This window comes from Halocatena halophila (assembly GCA_027563145.1).
GTDB classification, from domain to species: domain Archaea; phylum Halobacteriota; class Halobacteria; order Halobacteriales; family Haloarculaceae; genus Halocatena; species Halocatena halophila.
Genome location: CP071308.1, coordinates 52,967 through 72,539 on the forward strand (window position 1 = coordinate 52,967; position 19,573 = coordinate 72,539).

At 54.0% G+C, this 19,573-nt stretch carries 15 protein-coding genes; 9 read left to right on the plus strand and 6 right to left on the minus strand.

Going from position 1 to position 19,573, the window contains the following annotated elements; translation table 11 throughout:
* Positions 1-1,067 precede the first annotated feature (1,067 nt).
* Positions 1,068-1,418, plus strand: a complete 351-nt coding sequence (locus JXQ78_RS18020) for a nuclear transport factor 2 family protein (protein WP_330633562.1) — start codon at positions 1,068-1,070, stop codon at positions 1,416-1,418.
* 444 nt (positions 1,419-1,862) lie between these two features.
* Here JXQ78_RS18020 and JXQ78_RS18025 read toward each other — a convergent pair whose 3' ends face one another.
* The 3 genes from JXQ78_RS18025 to JXQ78_RS18035 form a co-directional block, all read right to left on the minus strand.
* On the minus strand, positions 1,863-3,461 hold the full coding sequence (locus JXQ78_RS18025; RefSeq protein ID WP_330633563.1) for a transposase: 1,599 nt from the start codon (positions 3,459-3,461) through the stop codon (positions 1,863-1,865).
* 411 nt (positions 3,462-3,872) lie between these two features.
* Positions 3,873-4,361 (minus strand): hypothetical protein, encoded by a 489-nt coding sequence (locus JXQ78_RS18030; RefSeq protein WP_330633564.1) that lies wholly within the window; start codon positions 4,359-4,361, stop codon positions 3,873-3,875.
* 359 nt (positions 4,362-4,720) lie between these two features.
* Positions 4,721-6,070 carry a prenylcysteine lyase family protein gene (locus tag JXQ78_RS18035; protein WP_330633565.1) on the minus strand — a complete coding sequence of 450 codons (1,350 nt, stop codon included), beginning with the start codon at positions 6,068-6,070 and terminating at the stop codon, positions 4,721-4,723.
* Positions 6,071-7,309: 1,239 nt separating this feature from the next.
* On the opposite strand from JXQ78_RS18035, the gene JXQ78_RS18040 reads away from it, so the two are divergent.
* Both JXQ78_RS18040 and JXQ78_RS18045 read left to right on the plus strand, forming a co-directional pair.
* Positions 7,310-8,131 carry a hypothetical protein gene (locus JXQ78_RS18040; RefSeq protein ID WP_330633566.1) on the plus strand — a complete coding sequence of 274 codons (822 nt, stop codon included), beginning with the start codon at positions 7,310-7,312 and terminating at the stop codon, positions 8,129-8,131.
* The gene (locus JXQ78_RS18045; protein ID WP_330633567.1) at positions 8,085-8,912 is read left to right on the plus strand and encodes a transposase; all 828 of its coding nucleotides are present in this window, start codon (positions 8,085-8,087) and stop codon (positions 8,910-8,912) included. Before JXQ78_RS18040 ends, JXQ78_RS18045 begins: the two co-directional genes overlap by 47 nt.
* A 425-nt stretch (positions 8,913-9,337) precedes the next feature.
* On the opposite strand, the gene JXQ78_RS18050 is transcribed toward JXQ78_RS18045, so the two are convergent.
* The gene (locus JXQ78_RS18050; RefSeq protein WP_330633568.1) at positions 9,338-10,276 is read right to left on the minus strand and encodes a polyprenyl synthetase family protein; all 939 of its coding nucleotides are present in this window, start codon (positions 10,274-10,276) and stop codon (positions 9,338-9,340) included.
* 117 nt (positions 10,277-10,393) lie between these two features.
* On the opposite strand from JXQ78_RS18050, the gene JXQ78_RS18055 reads away from it, so the two are divergent.
* The gene (locus tag JXQ78_RS18055) at positions 10,394-10,546 is read left to right on the plus strand and encodes a hypothetical protein (protein WP_330633569.1); all 153 of its coding nucleotides are present in this window, start codon (positions 10,394-10,396) and stop codon (positions 10,544-10,546) included.
* Here the strand turns inward: JXQ78_RS18055 and JXQ78_RS18060 are convergent.
* On the minus strand, positions 10,533-11,954 hold the full coding sequence (locus JXQ78_RS18060) for a terpene synthase family protein (protein WP_330633570.1): 1,422 nt from the start codon (positions 11,952-11,954) through the stop codon (positions 10,533-10,535). The genes JXQ78_RS18055 and JXQ78_RS18060 overlap by 14 nt on opposite strands.
* 738 nt (positions 11,955-12,692) lie before the next feature.
* On the opposite strand from JXQ78_RS18060, the gene JXQ78_RS18065 reads away from it, so the two are divergent.
* The 5 genes from JXQ78_RS18065 (at position 12,693) to JXQ78_RS18085 (ending at position 18,570) form a co-directional block, all read left to right on the plus strand.
* Positions 12,693-14,084, plus strand: coding sequence for a terpene synthase family protein (locus JXQ78_RS18065; RefSeq protein ID WP_330633571.1), 1,392 nt, complete (start codon positions 12,693-12,695; stop codon positions 14,082-14,084).
* 17 nt (positions 14,085-14,101) lie between these two features.
* Positions 14,102-15,040 carry a polyprenyl synthetase family protein gene (locus JXQ78_RS18070; protein ID WP_330633572.1) on the plus strand — a complete coding sequence of 313 codons (939 nt, stop codon included), beginning with the start codon at positions 14,102-14,104 and terminating at the stop codon, positions 15,038-15,040.
* 166 nt (positions 15,041-15,206) lie between these two features.
* Complete coding sequence (locus JXQ78_RS18075; RefSeq protein ID WP_330633573.1) at positions 15,207-15,812, plus strand: site-specific integrase; 606 nt, start codon at positions 15,207-15,209, stop codon at positions 15,810-15,812.
* Between the two features lie 540 nt (positions 15,813-16,352).
* Positions 16,353-16,796, plus strand: coding sequence for a recombinase family protein (locus JXQ78_RS18080; RefSeq protein WP_330633574.1), 444 nt, complete (start codon positions 16,353-16,355; stop codon positions 16,794-16,796).
* A 121-nt stretch (positions 16,797-16,917) separates the two neighbouring features.
* On the plus strand, positions 16,918-18,570 hold the full coding sequence (locus tag JXQ78_RS18085; protein WP_330633575.1) for a hypothetical protein: 1,653 nt from the start codon (positions 16,918-16,920) through the stop codon (positions 18,568-18,570).
* A 197-nt stretch (positions 18,571-18,767) separates the two neighbouring features.
* Here the strand turns inward: JXQ78_RS18085 and JXQ78_RS18090 are convergent, their stop codons facing one another.
* Positions 18,768-19,496, minus strand: a complete 729-nt coding sequence (locus JXQ78_RS18090) for an FxLYD domain-containing protein (RefSeq protein WP_330633576.1) — start codon at positions 19,494-19,496, stop codon at positions 18,768-18,770.
* Positions 19,497-19,573 lie beyond the last annotated feature (77 nt).

The following is a 19,573-nucleotide window of genomic DNA, read 5'->3' on the forward strand; positions in this document are numbered from 1 at the left end:
CTGAAGGGCCGTTTTGAAGGAGAGAACCGATCAACACTGGCCATCTCATCATCATGGGAGGCAAGCCTGTAGAGGGATCGTATCTCTTCGGTGTCGTCTCGTGATGGTCTGTTCAAGCATTGTCGCAGTCGGCTCCAACCACCTATGCGTGGGACTATAGACCGAATATTCGTCCTCAGTCGTTTGGCACCACTTGCACTGTTGGCATCCACTAGCGAGCAGTGACGTGGGAATACCACCACCATCGATGACAGTTGCATCGATACCTTCAATCATGACTGTGAATCCACCTCGTCCTACTGTACCGCCGAGGAGTTCGAACGCCAGGTACCAGGCGACTGAGCCACTACCTCGGCGGCAGTCAGCATCGATAGTATCCCACAGGTCGGGATACTGTAATCGGTCGACATCGGTGCTCACCAGGTGGTTGTCACTCTCTGTGCCCTCGTCCATATCGTATTCGTCGATGTCCAGGAAGAGCAGCCCCATCGCACAGAAAAATTCCTGCAGCCATGAGTGGATGGCGGGTTGACTGGCTTGGACACCTTTGAAGACACGCTCCTCCAACCACAGGGTCGAACGTTTCTCAGAACAGACCTCGATACCGGTCAACCAACCCAGCAACTGTGTCAACAATCGGTTACTAACTTTGTATCGAGTTCATTGAGAGCGACGACTGCCATCTTCGGAGTCATCGTTCGGAACGAGGTTGTCCGAAGTACCAGCATCGAATTCGATGGTGGCCGACCTGGCCTAGTCCTATTTGCGAGCGAACGCTATTCCTTCCTAAACATACTCTCACTTGATCACGGCCTCCAGCTCGGCGACCGTTGCCGCTACTGGCTTGACATCCACTACATCAATAAAACCAGAAATTTAGCGCCTATTCCTCTAAGGTTTGGTGAACATAAGAATATAGGAACAGATATGATACAGCAGTGTATATAAAATTGCTGGAGTCTGAGATTTATAAAGATGATACAAGAAATGTAATGTTACCAAAATTCTGATTGGAATACTCCTAATCTAGTAATAAGGCATAAGTGAATAGGACAGTAATTAATTATATGGGGATTGAGAAAACAATACAATCATACTATAAATTCGTTGATGAGGGAGACTACAAAAATATGTTTTCTTTATTTACTGACGATATCGTTTATACTCGTCCTGGTAGGAAACCATTAGAGGGAAAGGAGGAATTTCAAACGTTCTACCTTGAACATCGGCCGATTGGAGAGAGTCACCACACTGTTGATACCCTCTACATTGACGGGGATACTGCTATTGTCCAAGGTTACTTTGATGGGACATTAGATGGAACACCAGTATCGTTTGGATTCGCTGATATCCATCAATTCAATGATGATTATTTAATAACGAGACGATGGACCTACACCGACCGCGGTACAGTGTAGTCCATAGAAATTATGTGTATAGGAACTGCAACTAAAACCCGGCGAATTAACCATTTAAGATATGTTACTTTTTAATGGGTAATGTCGAGTATATCGATACGCTCAAAGTCAAACCCCTCGGCTCCTAAGAGAAATAGCTAGTGGAGAAAGCACACCGATAGAGGCCTTCTCGTGCGAAGAATTCCCAATTTCCGACACCACCTACCTGAATAGAACCCATTTACAGAAGACCACACTCCGAAGTCCTAACTTCGGAGTGTAAACGCGCATAGTTGGCCTGGAGTTTTGATTCTGTGAATATTCAGTCGAAATATGCTCTCGTGCTGTACGATTTAGGATTGTAATTGGTATTCAAGAAGTATACTGTGAGAACGATCGATCTGGGTCGAATTTGCAGAGAGCTACCGCTCAATATCTCGTCTCACACGGTAGTAGAGAGCCTTTCTAGCCAGGATCGAGCTGGAGATGGATTGCGATCCAGTCAGCGAGCTCTCCAGCAGTAAGCACCGGCGGTCCTACCGTCAATTCTCGGGAGACCGTGGCCTTCAGCAGCACATCCGTAAGCCGCCAGACGTTGTACATGAGGACGCCAAACACGAAGTAGTAGAACCGCAGCGTGTGATCCTTTGAGGACGTTCGTGCAAGGAAGTGCTGTTTGATAGATCGATACTCGGCCTCGATCCACCACCGATTGGCATAGCGGTGTACCCACTTCTCTGCGTGTTCGGGCTTTACCTGCTTGTTCGTGATGAACACCTGTGTGTCGTCGCCAGTACGACTCGTCACGAACAGCACTCGACAGTCGTGACTTCCATTTCTGGCGGTGACCGTTGCCTCTTCGACAGCCAGATCGTGGCCATCTTCTTCCATTCCTTCGATATACGTGGCTTCAGGATTCCGTTCGATCTTTGGAAAGAGATAGGTGACGCCAAGATTAGCCAGTGTTTGGTAGACCTGGAACGATTCAAATCCTCTATCGGCGAGGACGAGATCAATCGAGACGAATTCCTGGGCTCGTCGCACAAGCCGTCGAACCGTACGATGGTACTGATGTGGAAAATTCTCGTCCCACCCTGAGCTCTCGATCACCGGTTCAACAGCGAGGACGATCGGCATGCTCTTGCCCACCAGCGACAGTGTCGCGAACTTGTAGGCCTTCTCGCCTGAGTCATCGATTCCGCTAACTTCAGAAGGAAGCTTACCGTCAGCGTGGTACTCCCACGTCGTAATGTCAATCGCAACTGTGACGGGGGGTTGAAGAATCTGGAGGTGGTTCACTGCATCAAGGAGATTCTCGATCGACCGATCGAAGCCTGCTTGAATCGTCTCGGGGGTGTATTGTTTGATTGTTCGGAGATGGGTATCGCCGTGAGGAGTGTAGTCCTTGCCGAAGAAATTCTCCATCCGTGATTGCCCCTGCGGTGTTCCAGAGCCGCCAAGTGCCATCAGTGCCTGAAGCTCGTCGAAGCGACTGTCGGGGTATACCGCATTGCCAGCCCGACCAGTATCGAACGCTCCGAACACTGTTTCTCGAGCGTGCCGGACGTGAGTTCGAATCTGGCCCTCCGTAAACTCAGGCGTGTCACGCTCACGAAGATCTGAATCCGATACACCGACGTGCCGTGGGGGTCGTACGTTGAGTGCAACGTCGCTTTCGTACGCTTCCTCCACGAGTTGCTCACTCACCGCAAGAATGGTTCGTTTGGTCTCCTCCGAAAGACTATGATCCCAAACAGATGCCACCGTTTGTCGTGTGGGTGCTGTGTTGTACTTCCCGAATTTTGCCGGATCGAATCCGAGCCGAGTAGCCCGGTTCTCTGTTGAAAGGAACTCATAGAGGCCATTCCAGGAGAGTCCAGCAAGGTCACGGCAGAATAACGCACGAATGAGTGGTTCAATGTCGTATTCCAACCCCTCAAAACGTTTGATGTCTTCGTCGTTCACCATCTGGCCAACATTCATATGTCGAACGAGATCTACAAGCGTCGGTGCTGTTTCTAGTCGATCGTGAACGTCGTCGACCACTGGCTCAAGAGGGTTCACATCATTTCCTGTGACATTTCGAGGGTTTCTGAAGGACCGATTTGAGGAAGAGAACCGATCAACACTGGCCATCTCATCATCGTGGGAAGCAAGCCAGTAGAGGGATCGTATCTCTTCAGTGTCGACCTAGCGATGGCTTTCAAGCATAGTCGCAGTCGGCTCCAGCCATCTATGTTTGGGACTATAGACCGAATATTCGTCCACAGTCGTTTGGCACCACTTGCTCTGTTGGCATCCACTAGCGAACAGTGCCGTGGGAATACCACCACTGATGACAGTTGCATCGATAACTCCGATCATGCCTGTGAATCTACTTCGTCCCACTGTACCTCCGAGGAGTTCGAATGGCAGGTAACAGGCGACTGAGCCACCACCCAGGCGGCAGTCAGCATCGAGGGCTACTCATGCTTGTCAGTGTTTGTCCGTGTCCTCGCCAGACTGCGTCACAATGTCACAGCCAAGGATACTCTCGATATTCTGTCGGATACACTCATCGGCGAGCCCGACCATCTCAACGGCTTCTGACCGGCTCATCTCGTAGAATTTCTGACGCCCGTCGTCGCGCTCGACGAGCAGTTTGTGCTCGTGTGGATGCCACTGTACAGGGGTGAGTCTTTTGCCGTGGTCTGACATGTCTATACGGACAGGATCACTTCCGTCCGATCGTGCAATATAGGTTGTGAGGCCGCTCACAAACGTGGTTTCAGCTGTGTTGGTCTGCGGTGGATTGGACGAGTAGGCAACGAGTTTCCCGTCTGGACTAACGGCACACGTGGCTGCGATCTGTGTATCAAGCCCAGGAAACTGGGGGAAGTCGCCATATTCATCGGTAGTTGGATTTCGCCAGCGGAGTGTGGTATCATCCACACGGTAGTAGATCAGCCCAGAAACTGGGTTCACAGCCCACAACAGACCTCTTCTGGAATCGAGAACAATCGCTCTTTCTCCCCTTCCACCGGCAAGCGATACACCCATGATGTGTTTCCTTCCGCACATCGATAGCGCGGTCTGGGGGGAGCTGCTCCACACGTACCCGCTCATCCACGACGACCTCGCGGATAGCGACCGACTGCGCCGGGACGACCCACCTTCTGGGTCGAATACGGATAGGATAACGCGGTGAACGTCGGCGACATGCTGTTGATCCACGCCCTGGCCACCGAGGCAGAGGCCGCGCTCGAACCGCTGCCGACTCCCCACAGCGCCAGCGGCTGCGTGCTCTTAGGGCGTACTGCACCAGCAGGAACCAGTAATACGCATCATCCTTCTCTCAAACGGCGACTGAGGAGATTGACAACGTTACGGCTGCCCATGACTTCTGTTTCCATTGACGAGATGGCTGATTCCATTGCGTTGGTATAATAAATGCCATGATCCAGTTGGAACGGCGGCCATAACAACGGCGGCTCATAGACGGGATATGCCTCCCATGAGAACCGTTCTATGTCTTCAATTGACGAAAACACCTCCAAGAACAGATCGTTGGGAACGATACTGGTTGCGGTGACGTGATAAATATTTGTCCCACCGTTTTCTCGAACAAGTGTTACGATGGAAGTGAAGGATTCGTCTACATCGGTGGTCGTGCTGATGGCGTCCGGAAGGTCATCCTGAGCCCCGAGTTCAAAGTAGGTAGGATCAAGAACACCATTCACTAAGTTGATGTACATTGATTGATACTCACGGTCGGAGCTGACGGGGGGAGCGCCACCGTTGAGTTCAATGTCAGTCTTTTCGAGCGGGGTGGCGATAATGACGGCGTCGTAGGGACCGTACTCCGTCGGCGGCTCAGCGGCTGTGAGCGTGTACGATCCTGTGTTGGCGTCGATCGCCGTGATTTTGGTCTCCATGTGGATCGTAGCAGATGCAGCATCAAGGAGATGGTCGAGGAGTAGGCTGTTCCGTTCACGTATCGAATACCAACTGTTGGATGCTATTGCCTTAAACATGTAAAGATCGACAACCGCACTCATCCGTGCGTCCTGCCCGTACAGCGTCCGCGAGATCGGATCGAGCACCTGATGGATACATGCTTGTGAAACGGCATGCTCGCGCAGATGCTCCATCGCTGACTGTTGAGCAGTATCGTAGAGGTCAACCCTGGCAAGCATCTCGTCAGGCGACTTGAAGGATCCACCAGCCTCCAATACGTCATACAGGGAATTGAACTGCTTGAAGACGCGCCGAGACTGCCACCACAACCGGGGAAACGACAGCCCATACTTCCTGAGTATCGTCAGTCTGTCTCGGAGTGCGCCCGACATTTTTGCCAAGAAACGCTGTCCGTCCCAGATCCCGAAGGAGAGCCCCATCATCGGTGCATTCGTTGGTTTTTGACGGGGTTTTACTGGGTTGGCCAGCTCAAGGTTAAAACGATCGACGTACTTCATCATGTAGCGGCTCTCGTCGTGGAACGCCGTCGCTCCTGTTTCGAAGGTGTCCGAGGCAAACGCCGTTTCGCGGATCCGTCCGCCGATCCGAGACTGTTGCTCGAATACATCGATCTCGATGTTAGTGAATTGTTGACGGGCGAAGTCCGCAGCTGCACATCCCGCAATCCCTGAACCGACGATCGCGAGCTGGAGATCGGACCCTGTTGTTCCTGACATTGCTTAGTTAAATTGCCCAGATATCTGGACAGCGGGCAGCCGTGGTGTGGTGCTGGTTCCGACATCGGTCGCGCGCAATACCGGTTCACTAGGCAGCGGAGGGGATCTCTTCGAACGCACTGTTTGCTCAGATCTATTCGCCATAACAAACATTTATATTACAACAACTTAATTATATTTATTTAGTAGTTATCATAACAATACTTCTGAAGGAAGCTAGCCCAGTTCGTCATTGGTGGCTTTATCCAGCCCCGCGTGAGGACAGGCCTCTGGTGAGCAGGACTACAATCCTCCAGCAGGATCAGCTCTCCCAAAATGGTATGAATACGGATAAGCACTCAATCCGAGAAGGGGTGAGGTCGGCAGTTCCAGCGCATACGTGTTTCGGCATGATCGGCGAGGCTGGGGTTCGGTGTTCCTTTTGCCAACTCCTTGCCTTGGTGGGTTGCTCAGAGCCTTAGCCAACAAGATGCCCTCAATCGTCCACCGATTGTCGACTAAGGCAGCCCCTGCACCGTCAACACACTGTCGAGTGGCACGAGTGGCTTCGCCATCTATATTACTGTGATCGTCATCTGACCGCTTTCAGGTGCTGTACCCTGATTGACGCCGTAGTGTTCAATCGGATCGAGCGCAGCGGTACCCGCTCATCTCGGCGTTAGCCCCGAGATACCACTGGCGGCGGTCGTCGTCCAGCTGACGGCTCGTTCATCGGTGGCCGACGCTTGAACCGCCTGCAAAATTGACGTTATTATCTATTAGAGTTGCAGATATTATTTTTCCACACTCCGTTGGCTCTGCTATGGCATCGGTATCCTCATTCCGGAGGATCACGACGACATCGCAACATTCACTAAACGTGCAAAAGCACTCGGATACGATGCTGTCTGGGTGACTGAACTGTGGGTCGAGATGCGTACATCGCTCTCACAGTCGCCGCAGATCGGACCGAGACGGTCAAGCTCGGGCTTACCGATACCTGAAACCGACTAAAATCGATGCTTCGGTCAATAGTCGATCTCCGCATCCATTCATCATGACGCATGATCCGAGCACCACGCGTCTCCGAACCGACAGTGCCTAGGCGGGCGTCCTGGCGAGGAGACGGCAATGGCTTCAGTCTGCGTGGCGACAGCCTCAGTCAGCCAGTCGACGACACGCTCAATTGTGAGCCTGAGTAGGTCACCATGACGCTCACCTCGAACTGGATATGGGTCGAACGCCCAAAGAGGTGCTGCAATGAATGCAGTGGCCTCACTTGAAATGGGACTTAACAACGCACAGAAACGGCTCGAAACAGCATCATCACTCGTCACGTTCGTTCGACAGCTACATCCAACACTGCTCCTCCAAAACGCAGACGACACGGAGTTTGAGACACGAACATACGACGCAACACCACTCGTTCGGGCACTGTTCTGCCGTGAGCTCGCCGGCCTCTCGTGGAACGGGCTCTATGAGTACCTCTCGACCGACGAGCGAGCCGTCCGCCTGGGCTTCGATCCCGCGAAATTCGGGACGTACAACACGGCCCCGACGCGCCAAACGCTCACGACTGCGTGGGATGTGGGCCTCTCAGATGAGATCAAGCGTGCTATTCTCTCGTTGAGCGAGCGCTTCGTCGCTGCCGCCTATCAGAACGATGCTGCACTCGATCTCCGGCCACCACGGCACGTCGACGAGTCCGAGTCTGATCTTCGTGGCCGTCATGTTGGCGAATTCTCGAATGAGCAGATTCGAACACACGTTCGACACGCGCGGGAGACGGTCTTCGGAGCGTTCGACTCTGGACGGGCAGCGAACGCGACGTATCCCGACAGCCGGTTTGACGAACTCCAAGCACTGATGGTGCTGGGTGGCTGTGGCACGCCGCAGGGCCAATCACGAATGGAGAATTTCTTCGGCGAGGACTACACCCCCCCACGGCGATACCCACCTCCGGACGATCAAGAACTATTCACAGGCGCAGATTCAAGCGGGCTTCGAGCAGTCGATCGAGAATCTCCTCGATGCCGTGAATCACCTCCAGATCCTCCAACCACCCGTCACCGTTGCCATTGATATCACGACGTTGCCCTACCATACTGAGGACGACTTACCCAGCGATGTCAGCGGGATCGATGACTCGGGAGAGATGGCCTACAAATTCGCGACCCTCTCGTTAGTCGGCAAGAGCATGCCGATTGTCTTCGCCGTTGAGCCAGTGATCGAGAGTTCAGCGTGGGACGATAATTTCACACATCAGTACCATCGAACGGTCCGACGGCTGGTGCAACGAGCCCAGGAGTTCGTCTCGATTGACCTCGTTCTCGCAGACCGAGGATTTGAATCGTTCCAGGTCTATCAAACTCTCGATAACCTGGATGTCACCTATCTCTTTCCCAAGGTCGAACGATCACCCGAGAAAACGTACATTGACGAGATGGAACAGGAAGGACAAGATGTGGCCGTCGAACAGGCGATGGTCAGAGCCAGACATGGGAGCCATGAGTGTCGAGTACTGTTCGTCTCGGGTCGGAATAGTGACACACAACCATTCATCACGAACAAACGGATCATTGCCGAGCACGCAGCAGCGTGGGTGAATCACTACGCCAATCGGTGGTGGATTGAAGCTGAGTATCAATCAATCAAACAGGAGTTTCTCGCACGAACATCCTCCAAAGATCATACCCTGCGATTCTACTACTTCGTGTTCGGTATCCTCATGTACAACGTCTGGCGGCTCACGGATGTGATGCTGAAAGCGACAGTCTCACGGGAGTTGACGACTGCTCTGCCAGTCGGGAAAGCGGTGGATAGAGTGACAGCTCTCTCCAACCACCCCAATATGAACGACTGACACCGGAGACAAATCGTGGACCAACGCCATTCCTGATACGTCCATCTGGGCTGCTTTATCTCTACGATAGATAAGAGAACAAAAGTTGCTGAGGAGCTATTCACGTTTACACTCCGAAGTTAGGGCTGGGTGAGATGTTCGCCGTCGACGAGGAGAGTAGGGACTTTGGCCTTAGTCAACAATCGGTGGACGATAGAGGGCATCTTGTTGACTAAGACTCTGTCCTCAATCCTGCCGGTTTATTATAGAAGTCAGAAATCCACCTGTGCTCCGTGCCGATCGGGACGTACCCGAACTCCTCCTTAGTTGCGTGTTTCTGTATATTCACGCAACTCAGCTATAACCACCCCTCTGAGACACACTATTCCGTCACGTTCATGGATGAGCCACTGGGGTCCCACTGCTGGCAGCCAGCGATGAGGGGACTAGCGGTCCCTGTCGGTGCAGTACTGTCCCAGCGCGATCAACCGCTGGCGCTGGGGCGTATCAGGCAGCGTCTCAAGGGCCGTCACCGCCTCAGTGGCGAGGGTATGCATCCGGCGGCGAGCGTATTCGAAACTGCCAGTCTCTTCGAAGATGGCCTGGACGGTCTCGATATCTTCAGTCGTCGTCTCCTCGGCTGGTGTGTCGAGGATCTCGTAGACGCGCTCGTCATCGGCGTAGATCGCCATCAGCGTGCGTTTGCCTGTCCGCACATCGGTGCCGATCGTGTCTCGCCCTTTTCCTGCCTCGAAATCCAGCAGATCATCCCGGATCTGGAACGCTGGCCACAGTGCGCTGTACCCATCGATACCAAGGTCGGTGTCGGTCAATCGTTGCGGGAGCTCCAAACAGAGCTCGAACAGTGCACCCGTCTTGTGCTCGACCATATCAAGATACTCTCCCTCGGTGACGTCACGACGATCAGCCAGTGCGAAATCCAGTTGTTGTCCAACGGTCATTTCGCGGACGGCCTCGGCGGCCAGCGTCGTTCCACGCTCTGGGATGAGCGCCACCGCGTGGGCCAACAACATATCGCCGATGTTCACCGCCTCAGCCTCCCCGTATTCGGCCCAGAACGTGGGCTCCTCGCGGCGCACCTGGTCACCATCAACCAGATCATCGTGGATGAGCGAAAACGTGTGCAGCAATTCGACTGCTGCCGCGCAATCATCGAGTGGCTGCTGATCGAGTCCACATAGCTCGCCGGCAAGCAGTACGAGACCGGGCCGCAGCCGCTTGCCGCCCGTCTCGACCTGATACTGCAGCCGCTCTCGGTACCGCTGGTTCCACAACGAGCGCTCGATGCTCGCATCGATCATTGGCCGGACCTCCTCGGCCAGCCACGTGGAGATCTCATCGGGCTGGGACTGTGTCGGTGGCATCGATCTCACTCCGCATGGCGATATCGGACCGTTTCTTTCGACCACGCCAAATTCCCTGCAAGACATCGTCCAAATACCTCGTAGTAGGCAGCAAGGTCGAACCGCCACGTCATCGTCGTGGAGCGTCTGAACGACGGCTTCGAACCGGTCGCAGCCGCCAGGGCGATTTTCGAAGTGCTGGCAGAGTTCGACCAGGCAAAGGACATGTCGTTTCTCCTCGACCAAACGGGAACGTTGTTGGGAGAGAAAGCTAGTGTCATGAGGGGCTAGTCCAAGATTGGTATCGAGATGTTTCCTGACACCACGTCAGGTATCCCTGTATCCACTGTTCAAGCACCGTCTGATAGCTAGGGAGGGAAGTATCCGTATCAGAATCGGTAGGAAGGCGCTGAGAACGACTTTCGAATCGCTGAATTTCAGCAGTAAGCATCTTTTTAGCCTCCTCAACGGCGTCCTGGAGCGAACAGTCCTGTTCATTCCGTATAACGACAACGAGGTTGTTCACCTCGTCATGAGCTAACTCTTTAGGAAGAGAGTAGATATCGTTTGTCCACGCAAAGATGTTGGCCGCCGTCTCTCGAAGGATGGTGACATCTTCATCGTTGTATACAGAAGAAGATAAGCCAAGATCTCTTGCGATTTCACATAGTGCAAATACAATACCTGAACCAACTGAATCCCTTCGGTGCTCCATATAGACATCGAGAGGAGGGACTTGGGCTTTGGCTCGATTGCGCGCTTCCCATCGTTGGCCAGCAAAGAAATCGATATGATGCTGAATGAAGCGCTCTTGCCCCGTAGAAGACATCCGAGTCGCTGCTCGGTTCCAGATATCGGCAAGTCCTCGCACTAATGGGTCGTTGATCTGACCAGTGTCTCCCTCAAAGACCGCAAGGAGCGGTTGCTGGAACGCTTTTATAGCAGCTGGCTGCGTCCCAAGTTCGGTGTCATCGAGTTGATCATCGTATACAAAGCCCCAACTATTCCAGTCGTTACAGAGATTGACCGCTTCAAGCGTCGCTTGGGGATGTACCCGGCAAGTGCCATATGCTACTCCACGAAACCACTCCGGTTCCTCCTCCTCTTGAAACATTCCCATTTGCTGTGCCCATCCACGCGTGTGAGCCGTAACCGCATCCAAATGAGAATTCATTTTAGATGTGAGAAATATATCTATTTCTGGAAACTCACTGCTGAACATACAGGCCGGCGGTGACGGCTGTTCACAGAGCGTCTGGAGGGACCCCAGCATGTTATCGAGGGGAGCCGTGAGCTGCGTGTCGCTAGCAGAAGATTCGCCGCCAGTCGCTTCGGCGTTCCCTCCACCAGTGAGCCTATCACGATCGGGGGCGGTGACGGTCGCCGTCACCAGTGTGCTGGTCCCCTCCGGCTGGAGCGTCCACGCCACTGTACTTTCAGGTGCCCCATCGAAGGTCATGGTGAGGCGGGTTGGCTCCTCACTGTCGGTCACGCGCACCTGGCCAGTGAACACGCTCGGAGACGTACCCTCTGGTCCAACATCGGTGACCGTCACGCCCTCTTCAGCAGTCCTCACGGTGAGACCAGAGCACGCTTCTAGCACCGACTCGACCGCTGTGAGCACAGCGAACACGTCGGCCGGGGCTGCATCGATGGAAACGCTCTGTTCGAGGGGGCCTGTGGGGGCATCCGCCGTCATGGCGAGCCTCCACACGCGGGTCGCTTACGTTCTACACTACTCCCGCCCTGTCGATGGATGCTGTCTGATTGTTCCATTATAGACTATACTTCATTTAGTATTGAACTTGTAAAAGGGTTTACTAGAATGTAATATAAGATATTATCCCTAGAAGAAATATATAAGGTCGGTAAAGGACAACAGTCAGTGTCTAGCTCTCCGCTGCCAGGCAAGCAGATCGAACGGACAGTGCAGTGTCCAGACGCTCCCCGTGTGCTGGGTCGACGGGACGAAAGGTCCTCCTCTCGATCCTGCCGAGTAATAGAATACGTCGACAACTTTCGACCACTACCACACGCCCCAGAACCGCCCCGATCACGCCGGTCGACGCGCCCGTCTGAGTTTCGTGTTAGTGTAATAACGTGCAACGCTTCACTAGCCCACGACCGGGCGAGCCCCCAACGCCACCCGATTTGATTACTGGGTGGCGCAACTGGTTCGTAGGTGAGGTAATTGACTATTTCACTCACATAAGTAGTAATGACATTTTCTCTATTGTGTTTCCATACCAAACCATTTCTGTCCCTTTCTATTTATTTCATATAAGGATCTTCTAGAAAAAACTTATGATATTATGTACCAAATGCCTGGATGTAATGTTCGAATACCCACGACACGACACCTGCTCGTCGAAAAACTCGTACAACAGTGCTTGCACGGACGGTCTAAAGATCCCAGTTCTCAATCCCCCATCAGCCAATGACCACGCAGAGTGACTCCCCGACGAGAATCGAACGGACGGTATCAATCGACGCGCCACAAGCCGATATCCATGCGGTTCTTTCGACTTCTCAGGCGATTCCGGAATACTGGCCTGGCATGACGCTTTCCGAGACCGATGAAGCCCCGATGATGACATATACGCCAGCTCTCCCTGAGAAGCTTCCAGAGATTTCCCTCGCCGTCGAACCCCAAGTCAGCGCTGACTCAGCGCCGACAGCAGTTTCTATGAGATTTGAGGGTGATTTGGAGGGGACGATTCAGTGGCTGCTTGAGGAGACGGACGAAAGCACGCACGTGAGTGCCGCAGCAACCATTCCTCGCGTCAGCGTTGCCGATCCACCAGTTGACTGGGAGGCATATGAGTTGATCGCCGAGTTTCACGAGAAGCTTCCCGATACCCTTTCAGCAGTACTAGAGAACCTCAAAACGCTTTGTGAACAGCCCTCACCACCGGCCAGTATGGCCACGAACGTTACGATTCCAGAGGTGTATTGTCCGTTTTCCGCCGAGATCAACCCACATCTGGAAGACGCCACAGCTCACACCCAAGAATGGGCCCAGGAGATGGGGCTAATAAATGAGCCGTCATCGAAGATTGCCATCTTGTCCTACCTTGTGGGTCGGATGTACCCGCAGTTTCAGCCAGAGGCACTCCGTCTGTGCAACGACTGGAATTGCTGGGGGTTCTTGCTTGATGATGCGACCGATCCTTTGGGTCCGGACCAGATGCAACACGCCCAGCAACCGTTGCTTGCAATCCTCGATGGGGAAGCCTCCGGGCCACACCAAAAGCCCCTCGACCGAGCGTTGGCCGACATCCATTACCGAGCTGCGGCCCGGATGCCTCCGACCTGGTCCGAGCGGTTCGCCGAGCATCATCGTGAGCTGTTTGCTGGCTTCCGGTGGGAGGCACGCAACCGCGAGACCACCACCATTCCGGATTATCACGCCTATATTCAGAATCGACAGTATACCAGCGGAGCAAAGATCACCTTTGATCTCATGGCGATGGATAGTTCTCCCCTTCCCACAGAGGTTTATCAGCAAAAGGCCGTCAGAAGCCTCCGTGAAGCGGCAATCAACGTTAACGCCTGGATCAACGATGTCTACTCCCTTCAGAAGGAATTGGCAGATAGTGAGATCAACAATCTCGTCGTCGTTATCCGGGAGGAACAGGGCTGTTCACTGCAAGAAGCTGTGACCAGGACCTGTGAGTTGATCGAGGCTGAAACCCGCCGCTTCGAAGCGCTTTCTGACCGGGTCACTGCTGTGTCTGACACAGAGGACGATCTGCAGGCGTACATCATGGGAATGGAGCGGATCACAGGTGGCGGTTTGGCATGGTCTAAGGAGACGGAGCGGTATTGAGCCCCCGAGTAACCACTATGACACCGCCAACGGCTCCAGCGGACGAAGTCGGCACGTGGCTGACCCAGGAGGTTCGGCCAGCTGTCGATGGGTATATCGAGCGCTCGGTCCAGTCCCACCGCTACCATGACCGACTGTGGTATCAAGTGGAGACGGGCGGAAAACGACTCCGTCCTGGGCTTGTGCTGCTTATCAGCGACCTGTGTGGGCTTGGTCAGTCCCCGAAGCTCGACAGCGCGGCGGCCATCGAGTTGTTACACACTTTTTCGCTGATTCACGATGACCTCGTCGATGGCGACCGAGTACGCCGGGAGGAGCCCGCGTTCTGGGTCGAATACGGGACGGATGATGCGGTCAACATCGGCGATCTGTTACTGGTCTATGCGCTCTCGCTGGTTCCTGAGGGGGGAAAATCAGTAGCTCTTGAGGCTGTTCACGGGATGGCAGTCGGACAACAGTTAGATTTCGAGTTGTCCGACCGCCGAGACGTCACCGAAGCGGAGTACATGGAGATGGTCAAGTACAAGACGGGCGCGCTGCTAGAACTCTGTCTGTCGTTACCACAAATCCTGACTGACACCGACCTCGGGATTGACGGCTACAACGCACTATGGCCAGCCTTTCAGATCCGGGACGATCTGCTCGATTTCGAGGCCGGGAAGGGCCGGGCAGAGATCGGCAATGACGTGCGGGCGGGCAAACGCACGCTCATGGCCATCCACGCCGATGACGATCGCGTCTACGACATCCTCGACAAACCGGCTGCCGAAACGACTGACGAGGAGATCGAAACGGTACAGAAGATTTTCGAAGAGACGAACTCTTTCGAATACGCTCGCCAGCGGATGGATTCGCTTGCCACAGAGGCGTTGACCGCTCTGGAATCGCTCCCAGATACTCCCCAGCGACACCGACTCATCGCACTGGGACGGTTCTGCACCGACAGAGACCACTAACCCCCCGGTTATAGGTCATCAGCACCCGGATTGCACGTTAATACAATAACGTGCAACCACAACACCACTGATTCTCTCTAACGGCCGAATTCGGTACTTTCAGCGAGACGGGTGACGCGTGCGGAGTAACTAAGTTGCATAAAATCCATAATAGAAGCGTGCAATAATGAGAACCGAACGGAACAAAGACGGCTCGTTCAACGTCTGGATGAGCCGCGACGAGTACCAGCACCTCCCACGAGCTGCATCGTCGTGGGATCGGGAGATTGCCATCCGGTTGATGGGAGACTGTGGACTGCGGGTCGCTGAAGTCCTTGACGTGTGCCCGGCCCACGTCTCCAGGATGAGCGATGGTACGCATCACTCACTGGAGGTCGTCGGTGGGAAGGACACCTCCGGTGAGTACCAGGAGGGAAAACACCGGGAGACCTGGGTCCCGGTCGAGTTGGAGCGTACCATTAACCGGTACATGCAGCATGAGGGTATCACTCACGACGAGCCAATCATTGATCGGTCGAAACGTACGCTCCAGTACTGGGTCGAGCAGGCGGCTGAACAGGCTGCCGAGGACACCGGCGACGATGATTACCTCCGTGTGTCAACGCACGACCTCCGCCGGTGCTGGGCGAATCACCTGCTCGTTGAAGAGGGCATCTCACCGCGGATTGTGATGGCGCTCGGTGGCTGGTCGAGCTACGACGCGATCGAGCCGTATCTCGCTGCCCCGACCGAGGAGAACATCATCAACTCGATGACCAAGGTCGCGTTGTGAGTGCCACACAGTGCTTGGGAAAAGGCAAAACGTGACATTTGCACCAACCCGCCAACGACGGTAAGCTACCCACCTTCTCGCCTGTCTGGCTGAAAACTATTGTTTTCTGCATTCAACGATCGTGATTTTCTATTATGAATAGATCTCACATCGCTTACTCCACAGGCACTCTCAGAACATTTGTACCAGTTTCGTAAAACCAATAGCATACCGATAGAGAGTCTCTCGTGCCACTACCTTCCAAATTCCAACCGCGTTTTCGTGAGAAGAATGCATTTACAGAAAACCACACTCCGAAGTAAGGGAGGAAACTACTCTCCGAAATAATATAGCGACATACGATATATAACGCTGCGAGCTCGCAGCACTGGACCCCGAGAGTTCTTGAATGTCTCTTCATGTAGTCTGCCAGCTTCACCGTGCCGACCGAGAACGAAGTCGAGGAGAGCGCTAAGCAGCGCGCCAGTGATCGACTCGATGGTGACGAATACCCGCGTTCCGTCCCCGGCGTCGTCGAGCCCGTGGGGAAAGATCGACTAGGTGGTCGCGTCGGAGGTGTCGCGGATCTCACGATCAGTACGGGATTTCTCTGCGACCGTCGAGCGTATCGTCGACGAGAACGATGTTGGACTGCATATCTTCGATATGGAGATCGCCCTTGCCCCCAACGACTCCGATCCCTACACGCGCGCGTTTCTAACTGCGACGTTCGCCGAGCTGGAGGCCGAGATCAAACTCGAGAACGTCCGGGAAGGCATTGCGGCCGCTCGCGACCAGGGCAAGTTGCACGGTCGGCCACCATTCGGGTTTGACGTTGGTGCCGAGGGCTATCTCACGCCGAATGACGACTTTGAGAAAGCGGTCGTCGCCCTCGACGAAGTCGACAAGGGAACCAGCAAACGATCACTGGCGCGCTCACCCGGGATCGCACGCTCGACGGTGCGGAAGATCGCGGACAACCGCGAGCGATACATAGCCGAGTAGAACTATCTCGGAAAGTGGGGTTCTGAGACACCCCTAGGAGCGCGTCCCGCTAGATCCATCCGCAACTGGCGTCAACAGTCAGTTACATTAAGTCCGCGATACAAATCAGCGGCAGAGAAAGATGAGTCAGGAGATACTCAGGGAGGATGCCCTCGGCGAATACTATTACATCTTCTATCGAGAAATTCGGTCTGACTCCACGAAGCTGACCGAGGAGCGGTTCATCGGTGACGATGCGGAAGCCGTGGAGATGCTCCTCGACGATATCTTCACCAACGCGAGCGGCGATCACACGCTCGAAGAGCTTGACACGACTCGGTACTTCGAGCGGTGGATTGAAGGCAGTCTCGACGCATCCGAGGCAATCGAACCCGGCGAGGCCTTCGACAACCGCGCAGAGGGAGACCTTGAAGCCATAGCCGAGGACTTCTCGGATGACATGCAGACCCGCGCCCGCGCCGCGGGAAAGTACGTCGTAATCATCCTCGGCGAGGGTCGGCTCATCACCTGCCACTCCTACACCGGTCAGCGAGCTCTCACCACCGAGATGGAGATCATCGAGGAGCTGCTGAGTGCCGACAATATCGACAAGTACGCCGAATTCACACGGGAAGAAGACGAAATCGTCATCAACCACTTCGACAAGTACGACACTAAGTCGTTCGTCGAGTGGCTCGGCATCCCGGTGGATCAGGTGGTGTACGACATCAAGGGCGACGTGAAGATATACTCGGTCATCGCCGACGACATACAGGCGACCTTCCGGTTCACCCGCGACGACATCGTGGAGAAGATTATCAATACGGACGAGTTTAACCTGCAGGGCAACCTCCTCGAGACTCCAGATACGGAGCGTGACTACCGCATCAAGCAAATCCGGTGGGGCAACTCGACCTACGAGTCGGCGGAGGAGTTCAAGCAAGAGGCTCTCACCCACCACTATGAACTCTCGTACTACGAGGACAAGTTCGATGAGCTGGCAAAGGGCGACCTAGGCGTGGCCACAAAGACTGCGATCGACAGGGAGGAGAGGCTGACCATCGAGTCTGGAAGTAAGCAAGAGGTCAGGGTGAGGAAGACCCACGACGACTTCGAGATCGTACTCGTCAACGAATTCATCGACCTTGAGGCTGGCTGGCGACAGGCACTCGCCTCGAAGGCGCTCGCTAACGACCAACGCGTCTCGATTCACCATCCCGGGAACAGCATCGCCGAAGAGCCGGTACGAATCGGTGCGCTCCGAATCTACAATACAATCGGACTGGATGAGGGCGTTGTGGACGATCTCCACGACTTCGTGCGCACCGCCCGTGACCTCGGCACGTCGAACATGGGGTCGCTCATGAAGCACGTAACCTTCGACTTACTCCGGCGTGAGGCCAACGCACCGATCTGCCACTTCTTCGGTGAGCTGGCGGACGAGTACCTGCGGAGCCACAAAGACACCATCTCGGAGGGGACGCGCGTTACCCTCCGCGAGGGCGGCCCGGCGTCGGTGGAACTGAAGTCGCCCGAGTGGTTCTACGGCGGGAAGGACTACGAACTTGCCAACAAGCTGACCAAGGAGTTGAACAACGGTGCTGGGATGGTAGTCATTGGGGTGGATGAGAACGGTGGGAAGGTGAAGGGAATTCAGAAAAACCGCTTCCCGCACGAGCGTCTGGAGGGATTGGAGAAGAAGGTCAGAAATCAGTCCGACGCTACGCAGATACATGTCGTCCCCGTGCCCATCAGCGGAGGGGACATCACTATCACGGCGATGAAGACGGGCTGATTCGTGGCAAGAGACATCGTCCCTAGCTTGCACGTTTTTCTTAAGAGTACCATGTGATTTTTTGATGGCAGATGGCAAATTATTTTCGTGAACTAGTCGAAATCTGAGGGTTGAGCGTGGTGGTAAGTGGTGAATTGCACGAAAGTGTATTTGACTCAACCGGTCGCACAATCCGAATCATTCGAACGAGAAGAATTTCATTCAGTAGAAAGATAGATCTCATACTTCTTTGCTGTTTGCGCGCGCTGCTCGTCAACAAAAAGGGCTCCGATATCAAATGACCACGATTCTCCCGCATCAAGATCTGAGATACTATCAGTCCCCGTCTCAAGCACGATGTTATCCTTTGTAAGGAATTGACCAAATGCATATGTATCAATAGAGTGTTGAGTAGTGTTCTCGATCAACCCCGTGATTGATGGATCTTCCCCCTCCTCTATCCCGATGTCGGAAAGATTCAACTCCGATGGATGCGAATAATCCACGAAACCGACTTCGAGATTTCCGCGCTCCGCCTCCACTTCAGCAGGCCTCGAATCCGTTTCTGTGAACGGCACGCGAAGATCCCATTTTTGCCCCGGTTTGAGCGAGAATATTTCGCGTTCTGTCGATTCGAAGACCGACCCCGAATCGTCAAAAAACTTGATGGAGACCGACGGAAGACGCAACCGTATACTTCCCGTGTTCTCGACCGTTCCAGTCATGTAATAGTTAGTCGAGCCGTAGCTGGTTTGCTCATCGACGAGTTGGGAGCTCTGGATCTCTGCATCGGGCTCGCCTGACGGTGTTTTCGTTGGAGTTGGTGTCCCTGTCCCCATCGGTTCTGTCGTTGTCATTGTTGTCCCATCGTTTTCACTGTTCTGTTCTCCGAGACATCCTGCTATCGCTGTTGCGCCAACCAACGTGAGGAATCGCCTGCGTTGCATGCTCGCATGTGTGTGATATCTGCAATAAGTCTTATGATATTCCAGATCTCAAAATATTTATAGTTTATTTTATTTAT